Below are 12,594 nucleotides of genomic sequence, written 5' to 3' on the forward strand. Positions count from 1 at the left end.
GGAGCGGCGGGCGCGGTCGATGTCGTAGCCCCCGGCGCCGCGGCCGCTTCGGCGGGTGTCCGCGCGCCTTCGCTGGCCGCGACCGGCGCCGGTGCACCCGCGCTGGACGGGGATTCGGACGGAGTCACGGGCGCAGTCTGGTCGGCGGTCCGGGACGGGGACGGCGGTGACTCGCGGGGCGCCGGCTGGGGGATGCTTCTTTCGCGCACGGCGACCGGCTCGCTCGCCTGCAAGGCCGGCGCCTCGATCGCGGGGGCCGGCCGGGTATCCAGCTCGGGACGTCGCACCGGCGTGGGAATCTCGCGTGCCTGCACCGGCACCGCGTCGCCCTGCAGGCTCGGCGCTGCCGCGACCGCGCGCTCCTGCACCTCGAGCACGGGAGGCGTCGGGGCGGTCTCGGGCACGGGCACCTCGCGCGGGCGCACCGCGGGCTGATCGCTGACCAGTTCCGGGGCGTCCAGCGCCGGTGCGACCACCGGCGTGGGCGGCGGCAGGAACACGGCACCGGTCGTGTCCGGCGCCGGCTCGCTGACCATCACGCGCTGCTCGACCGTCGGCGCCGGCGGACGCGGCGTGGGCACTTCGCGCTCAACGACCACGGTGCTGGGCGCGGTGAGCTCGGGGACGGCCGCGCTCGCGTCGAGCGGTGGCAGTACCGGCGCGGGCCGCGGGGATGGTGCCTGGGGCTCGACTTCCGCGGTCGCAGTTGGCGGGGTCGCCTCGACCGGCAGCGGGGAAGGCGTGGGCGCCGGCGCCTCGACCGGCTCGGGCACCGGCGTCTCCGGCCCACCCCCCGGCGTCTCTGGCGTGCCCTCGCCGACATACTCCACTTGCACGACCAGTTCCTCGCCCTCGGCGGCCGGCGGTGCCACGCGCGCGGGTGCGAACAGCAGCCAGAGCAGCATCGAGGCGAAGAAGGCGTTGAGCAGGAAGGACAGCACGCCCGACGCGATGCGAAGTCCGCGGTCGCCAGCGGGCTCGTTGGACAGGTCCTGGCGCAGGACCGCCTTGAACGCCTGCCACCTCCCCAGGTCGCGAAACGGCCCCCGGGGCGGCGGCACGGGCGGGCGGGCGCGCAACAGGGCGACCATGGCTGCGGCTGGCGCACCGCTGACCTCGCCGCGCGCCTCGCGCATGGCGTCGAACCACTGCGACCAGCCCGGCGGATACTCTCCCGGTGGATGCGCGCGTCGGTGGGTCAGCCGCAGCCTGCGCTGGACGGCATCGATGAGATCAGCGGCCGAAAACATGCCGCCCGGCGCTCAGGCCGCCGGATCGCGGCTGATGTACGGCGCGGTGCCGGTGTCGTGGTCGGTCGCGTCGCGCACCGCCGTCACGCCGGGCACCTTCGACAGCAGCGTGGTCTCGATGCCCTGCTTGAGGGTGACATCGGCCATGCCGCAGCCATGGCAACCGCCACCGAAGCGCAGGTAGACGACGCCGTCGGCCGTGACTTCCTGTACCTCGACGTGGCCGCGGTGCTGGGCCAGCTGCGGATTGATCTCCTGCTCCACGATCCAGCGAACGCGCTCGACCAGGGAGGCGGACCCGTCCGGCGCCTCGCCCTTGATCCGCGGCGCGCGGATCTGCAACTGGCCACCCGTGGCGCGGGTTTCAAAATCGATCTCCGCCCCGTCGAGGTACTGCGTGCTCGCGCTGTCCAGCCAGAGCGTGAAGCCTTCGCAGTCGACCGCCCACTCGTCGCCGGCCAGGTCGCCCGGTTCGGCGAACTCCAGGCGCACGTCGGCGCTTGGCGTGCCGGGCCTGACGGCGGACAGGCGAACGCCGAGCCCCGGCAGGGCCTCGCGTTCGATCAGCTTGCGGAAGTGGGACTGCGCGGATTCGGAAATCTGGATCATGGCGGTATTCTAACGGGATGCACGCGCCATCGCGCCGCCTCCCCGCCTACTGGGGCAGGATGCTTGCGGACCGTTCATCTGGACGCGTCCGACCGCCGCCCCACCCTGCAAGGACCGTCCGCCATGAACGACCTCATCCCCCTCGCCCAGGCCCATTGCGTACCGCGCAGCGGCAAGGAGCACCGGCTCAGCCAGGCGCGCATCCGCGAACTGATGCCGCAGTTGCCGGGCTGGTCGCTGGCCGAGAACGAACACGCCCTGTGCAAGACCTTCACCTTCGACAACTACCATCAGACGATGGCCTTCGTTAACGCGCTCGCCTTCATCGCGCACCGCGAGGACCACCACCCCGACCTCGGCGTGCACTACGACCGTTGCGTGGTGCGCTTTTCCACCCATGACGTGGGCGGCCTGAGCGAGAACGACTTCATCTGCGCCGCGAAGGCCGAGGCCCTGGCGGCCTGACCCCGACCCCGGAGCACGACATGCATCGACACACGCCGCACCTGGTCCTCGCCGTCGCCGCCGGGCTCGCACTCGTCGGCTGCCAGCCCGCCGACACCGGCGCGCCGGTCGTCCGTTCGACCGAGGTGATGGCGGTGCACACCCCGCCGCCGGACTATCCGCTCGACCTGTCGTGCAATGACATCGGCGGCAAGGTCACGATGAAGGTCGTCGTCGGCCCCGAGGGCAGGCCCACCGAGATCGTCGTGCTCTCCGGCAGTGGCGCCGAAGCGCTGGACCGCGCCGCCCGGGATGGCGTCCAGGCCTGGGAGTTCAAGCCGGCCACGCGCAACGGCGCGCCCGTCCCGCAGACCATCCAGGTGCCGATGAACTTCACGCCCACGCCGGATTCGGAACTCTGCCAGGCTCGCGAGCAGCGTGCGCCGAACGAATTGTGATTCGCTCGCGGATCAACCCGCGAGCGCGTCCAGCACGGCCGACAACTCAGCCGGCAGCGGCGCGTTGAGCAGGTAGGGCACGCGCCCGTCGTCGAGGCTGAATTCCAGCGTCGAGGCGTGCAGGAACATGCGCTTGAGGCCGGCCTGCTCCCGCAGGCGGCGGTTGACGTCCTCGTCGCCGTACTTCGCGTCGCCGGCGACCGCGTGGCCGATGTGCTGGGCATGGACCCGGATCTGGTGGGTACGCCCGGTCTCGATGCGCACCTCGCAGAACGAGTGCCCGCCGCGTCGTTCGATCACGCTGAAGTGGCTGAGCGAAGGCTTCCCGGCAGGGTTCACCTGCACGTGGCGTTCGCCGCCCTGCCGCAGTCCCACGTGCAGCGGCGCGTCCACGCTCATGACGCCATCGGGCATGCGTCCGACCAGCAGGGCCAGGTAGCGTTTGGCGATGCGCTGGCCCTTGACCGACGGATCCTCTCGCATCAACGCCTGCAACTCGGTCAGCGCCGATCGCTTCTTGGCCACGACGAGCAGGCCGGAGGTGTCGCGGTCGAGCCGGTGCACCAGTTCCAGCGACTGCCCGGGACGGAGCGCGCGCAAGGTTTCGATGGCGCCATGGCTGATGCCGCTGCCGCCATGACTGGCCACGCCGGAGGGCTTGTTGAGCGCCAGCAGGCGCGCGTCCTCGAACACGATCGCCGCTTCCATCGCGGCCAGGAAACCCTTGGGCGGCGGGGTCGTCTCACCCTGCTCTGCGACCCGGATCGGGGGAACCCGCACCTCGTCGCCCGCCTCCAGCTTGCGGTCGGCCTTCGCCCGGCCCTTGTTCACCCGTACCTGGCCCGAGCGAACAATCTTGTAAATCAATGACTTGGGGACGCCTTTCAACTGTCCCAGCAGGAAATTGTCCAGGCGCTGGCCGGCACGGTCTTCGGGGACGCGCACGATACGTGCGCCGGCGCGGGCTTCTGGGGCGTCTGGAAGGCTCATTTTCGGGGCTTATCTGATACACTCGCGACGCGAGCTAAGGTTTTGATTTCGCAGGAAGTCGACCCGCCAGTTCCAATCCCGTCGCGGCATGTACGCGACGCCTGGAACCCGCGGAGACACAGGGCCGAAAGCCCGGCCTGCGAATCCGTCCGCGTCTGACCCCTGTCCTCGGGACAGCCATGTTAGCAAGTGCGGCCGGCGGAACCTGCGTTCGCCGGACGGGTCAAACCGTCAAGATGAACAAACCACCGCGTGGCGCGACGGCTCCGGCCCGACCGCCATCGGTCCCTGCCCCGATGATGCCCGCATCGCCGGGGCTCCAACTGGAAAGCAACAACAAGCGCTCCCGCGGCGTGCCGTGGTGTCGTAGCGCTGGAAATTGAAAGCCTTGCCGGCGCGCGCCACGGGCGTAGCGACGGCAGGGCCGCAGTGTCCAGAGGCGAAACGCCATGGCGTTCCGCGCGGTCGAAGCGCGCGAGGACGCAACAATGAAGCGAATGCTGATCAACGCAACGCAGGCAGAAGAACTGCGTGTCGCGATCGTGGACGGGCAGAACCTGTACGACATCGACATCGAACAGCCAGCCCAGGAACAGAAGAAGTCCAACATCTACAAGGGCAAGATCACCCGACTCGAGCCCTCCCTCGAAGCCGCGTTCGTCGAATACGGCTCCGAGCGCCACGGTTTCCTGCCGCTGAAGGAAATCTCACGCGACTACTACCAGTCCGGCGTCGACCACAACAAGGCCTCGATCCGCGAGCTGCTGAAGGAAGGCCAGGAGGTCGTCGTCCAGGTCGAGAAGGAGGAGCGCGGCAACAAGGGCGCGGCCCTGACCACGTTCATCTCCCTGGCCGGCCGTTACATGGTGCTGATGCCGAACTCGCCGACCGCGGGCGGCGTCTCCCGCCGCATCGAGGGCGAGGACCGTGCCGAGCTCAAGCGCGCGATGGACGCGCTGCAGATCCCCGACGACATGGGCGTGATCATCCGCACCGCCGGCGTGGGCCGCGACGCCGAAGAGCTGCAGTGGGACCTGGACTACCTGGTCAGCGTCTGGACCTCGATCACCGGCGCGGCGCTGAGCAAGCCCTCGCCGTTCCTGATCTACCAGGAGTCGCGCCTGATCATCCGCGCGCTGCGCGACTACATGCGCCCGGACATCGGCGAGATCCTGGTCGACACCGACGAGATGTACGCCGAGGCGCGCGAGTTCGTCGAGCAGGTCATGCCGCACAACCTGCGCAAGCTCAAGCACTACACCGACGATACCCCCCTCTTCAACCGTTTCCAGATCGAGTCGCAGATCGAGAGCGCCTACGAGCGCGAAGTGCGCCTGCCGTCCGGCGGCGCCCTGGTGATCGACCAGACCGAGGCCCTGACCGCGGTCGACGTGAACTCCGCGCGTGCCACCAAGGGCGGCGACATCGAGGAGACCGCGTTCAACACCAACCTGGAAGCCGCCGAGGAAGTCGCGCGCCAGATGCGCCTGCGCGACCTGGGCGGGCTGGTGGTGATCGACTTCATCGACATGTCCTCCAACCGCCACCAGCGCGAGGTGGAGAACCGCCTGGCCCAGGCGCTCAAGCAGGACCGCGCCCGCGTCCAGGTCGGCCGCATCTCGCGCTTCGGCCTGCTCGAGATGAGCCGCCAGCGCCTGCGCCCGTCGCTGGGCGAGTCCAGCCAGATCGTATGCCCGCGCTGCGAAGGCCACGGTCGCATGCGCAGCGTCGAGTCGCTGTCGCTGTCGATCCTGCGCCTGGCCGAAGAGCACGCCATGAAGGACAACACCGGGCAGGTCCTGGTGCAGGCGCCGACCGAGATCGCGACCTTCCTGCTGAACGAGAAGCGCCGCGCGCTGAGCGAGATCGAGCAGCGCCACGACGCGCCGATCGTCATCGTCGCCGACGAACAGCTGCAGACGCCCCACTTCGAAGTCACCCGCATCCGCGAGAACGAGCTCGACGAGGAAAGCAACAAGCCCAGCTACCGTCGCGGCACCCCGCGCAAGCTGCCGACGCATGCGCTGACCAAGGCCCACCTCAACATCCCGGCGGCACCGGCCGTGACCAAGGTCAAGCCGACCCGTCCCGCGCCGCTGCGCGAGCCGGCGCCCGAAGCGGAACCCGCGCCGGTCGCGGCCGCGCCGGTGGCCGCCCCGACCCATTCGGTCGGCGTGGTCGAACGCATCCTGCGCTTCTTCCGTGGCGGCACCTCGGACGAAGCGCCCAAGCCGGCACGCAAGAAAGCCGATGCGACTTCCGGGCGCAATGAGCGCGGCAGCGAACGCGGCGAAGGCCGTGGCGAGTCGCGCGGCGGCAATCGCCGTGATGGTCGCGATGGCCGCAAGGCCTCGAACCGTCGCGACGACGCGCGCCGCGGCAACGGCCAGAAGGACGCCGGTCGCGACGCCACGCGCGAAGCCGCCAAGGGCAACGCGTCTCGCGAGGGCAAGCAGGAAGCCAGGCCCACCGAGGCCAAGGGCGAGGCACGCCAGGGCGAGGCCCGCGGCCGTCGCTCGCGCGGTGGTCGCCAGGCCCGCCAGGAGTCGGCCGCCACCGACGCCGTCGACACCCGCACGCAGAACGCGCCTGAGATCGCCGAGGCCAAGCCCGCCGCCAGGCCCCGGCCCGAGGCCCCGGCCGCTGCCGCGATCGCGTCGGCCCCGGTCGCGGAACCCGCGATCGAGACCGCGCAGGCCGCTGATGCGGTCGCACCGAGCCAGGATGCGACTGCCACCAACGCGGCCCAGGGCGAGGCCCGGTCCGCGCCGCAGCACGATCCGAACGCCGCGCAGGATGGCAGCGAGGGCGGTGCACGCCGTCGTCGCGGCCGCCGGGGCGGTCGTCGCCGTCGCCGCAGCGGTGGCGCCGGTGAAGGCAACGACGCGGGCGAGACGGTGGCGAACGCCGACGATTCGACCGCGGACCACGCCTCCGGGGCGCGCCACGACGAGGCTGGCACCGAGTCGCGAGCCGTGGACGCCGCGGCGGAAGCGCCGGCTTCGGGTCCCACCGCCAGCGCGACGACCGAGGAAACGCCGGCGGTCACGCTCGACGTCAGCCGCTCGCAGCCCGAGTTCGACTTCGACGACCTCCCCGCCCCCGCCGTCAAGCCAGCCGCGCGCGCGGACGAGGCCCAGGCTGGCAACTCGCGCGACGATGTCGCCGCGGCTGCAACGCCTGAAGCGCCCCGTGCGGCGCCGGCCACGGCGCAGGCAACTCCCGTCGCAACCGATGCCGGCGGACTGACCCAACCGGCGTTCGAAGTGGCTGCCGAGATGGCTGCTCCCGCCAGCGAAGCAAGCCGCCCGGAAAAGGCCGAGGTCGCGTCCAGCGACGTGGTGCCCCGCGAGGTCGTGGCAGCCGAGCCGGACGTGACGCCCGCAGGCGAGCCCGCGAGCGCAGCCGCTGTGAGCGACGCACCGGTACCCCGCTCCGCGCCCGCACCGGTCGAAGCGGCGAGCAGCGCCGAAGCCGGCGACGTCGCCGAGGCCCAGGTCGCCCGCGAAGCCGCGCCCGCACCCGCCGACGTGGCCGCGACGGCGGTGGCCGCAATGCCCCGCACCGCGTCCCTCTTCGATACGCCGGCCACGACCGGCGAGACGACCGCCAGCGGCGACGCCGAGGAAGAAGAGGAAGCCGTCGCGACGCAGGACGATGCACGGGAGCCGGGCGAGGCCGACAAGCGTCACGCCTGAGCCGCACGCGGGGCGCCCTGGCGCCCCGCTTCGAAACAAGCGAGCAGGCCGCCTCCGGGCGGCCTTTTTCGTGCGCGCGGCGTTGCCCGGGGGCGTCGCGCGGGACGCCTAACCCAGCAGGGCCGGGTCGCTGAGCCCGTGGCGGTCGGCCAGCCGCGCCAGCGCGATGGCGTCCTCGACGCCCAGCTTGGCGAACAGGCGCCGCTTGTGCGTGCTGACGGTCTTGGGGCTCAGGCTCAGGCGCCGCGAGATTTCCTCCTGGCGGATGCCCTGCACGAGCAGCATCGCCACCTCCAGTTCGCGCGCCGAAAGCGCCTCGAACGGCGAGCGGTCGCCGTCGATGCTGGAGAAGGCCAAGTGCTGGGCGACGCTGCTCGCCAGGTAGCGCTTGCCGCGGTAGACGTCGCGGACGGCGTTGAGCAGTTCGCTGGCATCGCCGCCCTTGCCCACGTAGCCACAGGCGCCGCTGTCGAGCAGGCGGCGCGGCATGGGTCCGTCCTCGAGGACGGACACGATGATCACCCGCGGGCCGCCGGAGCGGACGATGCGCTCGGTCACCTCCAGCCCGCTCATGCCCGGCAGGTGCAGGTCACACAGCACCACGTCGGGCGACAGCCGCCGGATCTCGGGCAGTCCGGCGTCGCCGCTCTCGCTTTCGCCGACCACTTCGATGTCGGTCTCGCCGGCGAGGATCATGCGCATGCCGGCGCGCACGAGCGCATGGTCGTCGATGAGGTACACCCGGATCGTCATCCTTGCACCACCTGCCATGAGGCATTTCGTTCCTTGACTCCGCGGGAGGCTACGCGCAGCCCCCGGGACGCGCAACTTCATGACCCCTGGCCTACGCCGCCGGGCCGCGGCTGCGGCACACTGCGCGCAGACCCACAGGGGAACACCGCATGTCGATCCGCCCTACCACCCTCGCCCTGCTCGGCCTCGCGCTGGCGGCCTGTGCCCACGCCCCCGCCGACATGCCGGCGCCCCCGCCGGGCAGCCTCGCCGACGCCTGGCGCCAGGACGTCGCCGCGATCTCGGCCGCCGACGACGGCGACGGGCGCCGGCAGGCCGTCGAGCGTCGCCTCTCGGCGATCGGCCTCGACTGGCGACCCGCCCCCTTCGTCCGCGAAGACGAGCGCGGCACCAACCTGCTGGCACCGGTCGCAGGTGCGGCCGACGCGCCTTTGCTGCTGCTCGGCGCCCATTTCGACCGCGTTGACACGGGGCGCGGCGCGACCGACAACGCCAGCGGCACCGCCGTCGTGCTGGCCCTGGCCGAGCGCCTGCGCGAGCGCCCGCTGGCCCGGCACCGCGTCGCGGTCGCCCTGTGGGACCTGGAGGAGCGCGGTCTGGTCGGCGCGCACGCCTATGTCGAACAGGCGGGCGAACGCCCGGCCCTCTACGTCAATTTCGACGTCTTCGGCTGGGGCGACACGATCTGGATGATGAGCCCCGAGGCGGAGAGCGCCATCGCCCGCGCCACGCGCGACGGTGCCCGGGCGGCGGGCATCGGGCTGTCGGTGGGCGAGCAATACCCGCCAACCGACCACCAGGCGTTCCTGAAGGCCGGTTGGCCGGCGGTGTCCTATTCGCTGGTCGGCGCGTCCGAGATCGAAGGCATCCTGTCGATGTATGCAGGCAAGCCGCCGGCGACCGCCCCGCGGGTGATGGACGTGATCCACAGCCAGCACGACACCGTCGAGAAGGTCGACGCCGAAGCCGCCGCGCGGGCATTGGACGCGATCGAGGACGCCCTGCGTCGCTGGGACGCGATGGCGGGCTGAGCGCCGACCCTCAGGGCTGGCGGGTCGCGGTATCGCCGGGACCGCAGCCATCGCAGCCGCCGCAGGCGGCCTTGCCCGCGGCGACGCGCGTCGGCGCGATCCACCGACCCAGGCGCACGGACCAGGCCGGCCGTCCCGCCCGCAGCAGGGGTACCGCGCACGCGACACGCAGGCGTCGCATCGGTCCGGGCAGTTGCCGGTTCAACACGTGGATGGCGCTGGCGAGCACCGCCAGCGCGATCGCCACGTACTGCGCGAACAGCGACGCCTCCATCATCCGGCCCCCAGCGCAACGGCGACCTGGTACGTCACGAAGGCCGCCAGGTAGGCCAGGCCGAACAGGTAGCCGGCGCTGATGGCGACCTGCTTCCACGAGCCGGTCTCGCGCTTGATGGTGGCCAGCGTCGAGATGCACTGCGGCGCGTAGATGAACCACACCAGCAGCGACAGCGCGGTCGCCAGCGACCAGCCGTCGCTGATGATCGGCTTGAGCGCCTCGATCGCGGCGTCGTCGTCGGTTACCGACAACGCGTACACGGTCGCCAGCGAGGACACGGCCACCTCGCGCGCCGCCATGCCCGGGATCAGGGCGATGCAGATCTGCCAGTTGAAGCCCAGTGGCGCGAACACCGCCGTCATCGCATGGCCGATGCGGCCGGCCAGGCTGTAGTCGATGGCGGGGCCGATGGCGCCCTCCGGCGGCGCCGGATAGCTCGCGAGGAACCACAGCAGGACGGTCAGGGCCAGGATGATGCCGCCCACCCGCCGCAGGAAGATCCAGGCGCGCTCCCACAGCCCGATCAGGAGATCGCGCGGATGCGGGATGCGGTAGGACGGCAGTTCCAGCATCAGCGCGTGCTCGCTCTTGTCGCGACGCCACTTCTTCATCACCCAGGACACCACCAGTGCGCTGAAGATGCCGGCCATGTAGAGCGCGAACAGCACTAGGCCCTGCAGGTTGAACCAGCCCACGTCCTGCGCCGGGATGAAGGCACCGATCAGCAGCGCGTAGACCGGCAGGCGCGCCGAGCAGGTCATCAGCGGGGCGACCATGATCGTCGCCAGGCGATCGCGCGGGTCCTGGATCGAGCGCGTCGCCATGATGCCGGGGATGGCGCAGGCGAAGCTCGACAGCAGCGGGATGAAGGACCGGCCCGACAGCCCCGCGGACGCCATCAACCGGTCCAGCAGGAAGGCCGCGCGCGGCAGGTAGCCCGACTCTTCGAGGGCGAGGATGAAGGCGAACAGGATCAGGATCTGCGGCAGGAACACGATCACCCCGCCGAGGCCGGCGATGATGCCGTCGGTCAGCAGGCTGTTGACCGGTCCTGCCGGCAGCGCGCCGGCGGTCCAGCCGCCAAGCGCGCCGGTGGCCGCATCGATCGCGTCCGCCAGCGGTGTTGCCCAGGCGTAGACCGCCTGGAAGATGAGGAACATCACCGTGGCCAGGGCGGCCAGGCCGAACACCGGGTGCAGCAACCAGCGATCGAGCGCGTCGTCGATGCTCGCCGTGCGCCGCGGCATGCTCACCGCGAGCGCCAGCAGGCGCCGGGTCTCGGCGTGCAGGGCCTCGGCGTCCTCGGCCGCGCCGTCGGGCATGCGCTGCTTCGGCGGCTGCGCGGTGGCGCTCATGCCGTCGAGCCGGGCGACCAGCTCACGGGCACCGTCTCGGCGCACCGCCACCGTCGGCACGACCGGTACGCCGAGCTCGCGCTCGAGCGCCTCGAGATCGACGCGGACCCCGCGGCGCTCGGCCGCGTCCATCATGTTGACCGCCAGCACCATCGGCTTGCCCAGCTCGCGCACTTCCAGGGCGAAGCGCAGGTGCAGGCGCAGGTTGGTCGCGTCGACGACGCAGATCACAACGTCCGGGGCGGCCTCGCCCGGGTAGAAGCCGCGGCAGACGTCCCGGGTCACCGCCTCGTCGAGGCTGGCGGCATGGAAGCTGTAGGCGCCCGGCAGGTCCAGGATGGCGTAGCGGCGGCCCGACGGCGCGCTGAACGCGCCTTCCTTGCGTTCCACGGTCACGCCGCTGTAGTTGGCGACCTTCTGCCGGCTGCCGGTCAGCTGGTTGAACAGCGCCGTCTTCCCGCAGTTCGGGTTGCCGACCAGGGCCAGGCGCATGGAGTCGGCCGCGCTCATGCCGCCTCTCCGACGGCAGCGGTGGACACGCGCACGCGCGCCGCCTCGCTGCGACGCAGGGCGAAGCGCGTGTAGCCCACCTGCACCAGCAGCGGCTCGGCCGAGAACGGCCCGGCGGCCATCAGTTCCACGCGCTCGCCGGCGACGAAGCCCAACTCGCGCAGGCGACGGGCGATGGCGTCGTTGGGCAGCGCGTCCTCCACGCATTCGACCGTGGCCGCGGTGCGACGCGGCAGTTCAGACAGCTTCAAATGAGCACCCGGGAGCAAATACGAATTGTTCTCAATAATAGCATCCGAGCGCCTGTCGCGGACGTGCCCGGATGTGGCCGCTTCGTCCCCGTCCCCGGCCTCCGGCTATCATGGAGGGCTCACGGACACGACAGGTATGGTGCGCGGATGAATCCACCCTTGCTGAGCCGGACGGAGGGCGCCGTGGCGCGCTTGCGGCTTAACCGGCCCGACCTCCACAACGCCTTCGACGCCGGCTTGATCGCGGCCCTGACCGAGGCGCTGGAGGGGCTCGGGCGCGACCCGTCGGTACGGGTGGTGGTGCTGGAGGCCGAAGGGGCGTCGTTCTCGGCCGGCGCGGACCTGAACTGGATGCGAGGCATGGCCGCCGCCGGCGAGGCGGAGAACCGCGAGGACTCGCTCGCCCTGGCGCGCCTGATGCGTACCCTGGACGAACTGCCCAGGCCCACCGTGGCCCGCGTCCATGGCGCCGCCTTCGGCGGTGGCGTCGGCCTGGTGGCGTGCTGCGACATCGCCATCGGCGCCCGCGGCGCGAAGTTCGGACTCACCGAAAGCAAGCTTGGCCTGCTGCCCGCGGTCATCTCGCCGTACGTGGTCGAGGCGATCGGTGCGCGCCAGGCCCGGCGCTGGTTCGCCACCGCGGAGATCTTCGACGCCGACCAGGCCGCGCGGATGGGCCTGCTGCACGAGGTCGTGGCGCCCGATGCGCTGGACACGGCGATCGACCGCCAGGTGGAGCTCCTGCTCAAGGCCGGCCCGATCGCCTCTGCGTCGGCGAAGGCGCTGGTCCGGCAGGTCGCTTCCCATGCCGACCGCGACCGCCACGACGCCGACAACGCGGCCCTGATCGCCCGCCTGCGGGTCTCGCCCGAAGGCCAGGAGGGACTGTCGGCCTTCCTCGACAAGCGCAGGCCGCAGTGGGCCTGAGCGCCACGCCGCGATCACGTCCATGAGCGCCCGGATGATCG

Annotated in this window: 11 protein-coding genes and 1 pseudogene; 5 read left to right on the top strand and 7 right to left on the bottom strand. The window is 71.4% G+C overall.

What is annotated here, in order from left to right:
* Both FKV25_RS10705 and FKV25_RS10710 read right to left on the bottom strand, forming a co-directional pair.
* Window positions 1-1,250, bottom strand: a pseudogene (locus FKV25_RS10705) (hypothetical protein); the annotation flags it as partial.
* Between the two features lie 12 nt (window positions 1,251-1,262).
* Window positions 1,263-1,859, bottom strand: coding sequence for an NfuA family Fe-S biogenesis protein (locus FKV25_RS10710; protein ID WP_141518799.1), 597 nt, complete (start codon window positions 1,857-1,859; stop codon window positions 1,263-1,265).
* Between the two features lie 123 nt (window positions 1,860-1,982).
* Here FKV25_RS10710 and FKV25_RS10715 point away from each other — a divergent pair, with 123 nt between their 5' ends.
* Both FKV25_RS10715 and FKV25_RS10720 read left to right on the top strand, forming a co-directional pair.
* Window positions 1,983-2,324, top strand: coding sequence for a 4a-hydroxytetrahydrobiopterin dehydratase (locus FKV25_RS10715; protein WP_141518800.1), 342 nt, complete (start codon window positions 1,983-1,985; stop codon window positions 2,322-2,324).
* Between the two features lie 20 nt (window positions 2,325-2,344).
* The gene (locus FKV25_RS10720; protein ID WP_141518801.1) at window positions 2,345-2,761 is read left to right on the top strand and encodes an energy transducer TonB; all 417 of its coding nucleotides are present in this window, start codon (window positions 2,345-2,347) and stop codon (window positions 2,759-2,761) included.
* A 12-nt stretch (window positions 2,762-2,773) separates the two neighbouring features.
* On the opposite strand, the gene FKV25_RS10725 is transcribed toward FKV25_RS10720, so the two are convergent.
* On the bottom strand, window positions 2,774-3,751 hold the full coding sequence (locus FKV25_RS10725; protein ID WP_141518802.1) for an RluA family pseudouridine synthase: 978 nt from the start codon (window positions 3,749-3,751) through the stop codon (window positions 2,774-2,776).
* A 488-nt stretch (window positions 3,752-4,239) separates the two neighbouring features.
* Between FKV25_RS10725 and FKV25_RS10730 the strand changes: the two genes are divergently transcribed.
* Window positions 4,240-7,449: an Rne/Rng family ribonuclease gene (locus tag FKV25_RS10730; protein WP_141518803.1), complete on the top strand. Its 3,210-nt coding sequence runs from the start codon at window positions 4,240-4,242 to the stop codon at window positions 7,447-7,449.
* 108 nt (window positions 7,450-7,557) lie between these two features.
* On the opposite strand, the gene FKV25_RS10735 is transcribed toward FKV25_RS10730, so the two are convergent.
* Window positions 7,558-8,202: a response regulator gene (locus FKV25_RS10735; protein WP_141518804.1), complete on the bottom strand. Its 645-nt coding sequence runs from the start codon at window positions 8,200-8,202 to the stop codon at window positions 7,558-7,560.
* A 149-nt stretch (window positions 8,203-8,351) separates the two neighbouring features.
* Here FKV25_RS10735 and FKV25_RS10740 point away from each other — a divergent pair, with 149 nt between their 5' ends.
* On the top strand, window positions 8,352-9,233 hold the full coding sequence (locus FKV25_RS10740) for a M28 family peptidase (protein WP_141518805.1): 882 nt from the start codon (window positions 8,352-8,354) through the stop codon (window positions 9,231-9,233).
* 10 nt (window positions 9,234-9,243) lie between these two features.
* Here FKV25_RS10740 and FKV25_RS10745 read toward each other — a convergent pair whose 3' ends face one another.
* Genes FKV25_RS10745 through FKV25_RS10755 form a run of 3 tightly spaced genes read right to left on the bottom strand, consistent with a single transcriptional unit; the run spans window position 9,244 to window position 11,626 of the window.
* Complete coding sequence (locus FKV25_RS10745) at window positions 9,244-9,510, bottom strand: DUF6587 family protein (RefSeq protein ID WP_425462626.1); 267 nt, start codon at window positions 9,508-9,510, stop codon at window positions 9,244-9,246.
* Window positions 9,507-11,375 carry a ferrous iron transport protein B gene (gene feoB, locus FKV25_RS10750; protein ID WP_141518806.1) on the bottom strand — a complete coding sequence of 623 codons (1,869 nt, stop codon included), beginning with the start codon at window positions 11,373-11,375 and terminating at the stop codon, window positions 9,507-9,509. The genes FKV25_RS10745 and feoB overlap by 4 nt, the downstream gene beginning before the upstream one ends.
* Window positions 11,372-11,626: a FeoA family protein gene (locus FKV25_RS10755; protein ID WP_141518807.1), complete on the bottom strand. Its 255-nt coding sequence runs from the start codon at window positions 11,624-11,626 to the stop codon at window positions 11,372-11,374. The genes feoB and FKV25_RS10755 overlap by 4 nt, the downstream gene beginning before the upstream one ends.
* A 147-nt stretch (window positions 11,627-11,773) precedes the next feature.
* On the opposite strand from FKV25_RS10755, the gene FKV25_RS10760 reads away from it, so the two are divergent.
* Window positions 11,774-12,553, top strand: coding sequence for an enoyl-CoA hydratase-related protein (locus FKV25_RS10760; RefSeq protein ID WP_141518808.1), 780 nt, complete (start codon window positions 11,774-11,776; stop codon window positions 12,551-12,553).
* The last annotated feature ends 41 nt before the right edge of the window (window positions 12,554-12,594 follow it).

The organism is Marilutibacter aestuarii, assembly GCF_006546775.1.
Lineage (GTDB): Bacteria > Pseudomonadota > Gammaproteobacteria > Xanthomonadales > Xanthomonadaceae > Marilutibacter > Marilutibacter aestuarii.

Coding starts and splice junctions, on each gene's coding strand:
- FKV25_RS10710 (WP_141518799.1), bottom strand. CDS start 1,859: ATGATCCAGATTTCCGAATCCGCGCAGTCCCACTTCCGCAAGCTGATC.
- FKV25_RS10740 (WP_141518805.1), top strand. CDS start 8,352: ATGTCGATCCGCCCTACCACCCTCGCCCTGCTCGGCCTCGCGCTGGCG.
- FKV25_RS10725 (WP_141518802.1), bottom strand. CDS start 3,751: ATGAGCCTTCCAGACGCCCCAGAAGCCCGCGCCGGCGCACGTATCGTG.
- feoB (WP_141518806.1), bottom strand. CDS start 11,375: ATGAGCGCGGCCGACTCCATGCGCCTGGCCCTGGTCGGCAACCCGAAC.
- FKV25_RS10730 (WP_141518803.1), top strand. CDS start 4,240: ATGAAGCGAATGCTGATCAACGCAACGCAGGCAGAAGAACTGCGTGTC.
- FKV25_RS10720 (WP_141518801.1), top strand. CDS start 2,345: ATGCATCGACACACGCCGCACCTGGTCCTCGCCGTCGCCGCCGGGCTC.
- FKV25_RS10745 (WP_425462626.1), bottom strand. CDS start 9,510: ATGATGGAGGCGTCGCTGTTCGCGCAGTACGTGGCGATCGCGCTGGCG.
- FKV25_RS10735 (WP_141518804.1), bottom strand. CDS start 8,202: ATGACGATCCGGGTGTACCTCATCGACGACCATGCGCTCGTGCGCGCC.
- FKV25_RS10760 (WP_141518808.1), top strand. CDS start 11,774: ATGAATCCACCCTTGCTGAGCCGGACGGAGGGCGCCGTGGCGCGCTTG.
- FKV25_RS10715 (WP_141518800.1), top strand. CDS start 1,983: ATGAACGACCTCATCCCCCTCGCCCAGGCCCATTGCGTACCGCGCAGC.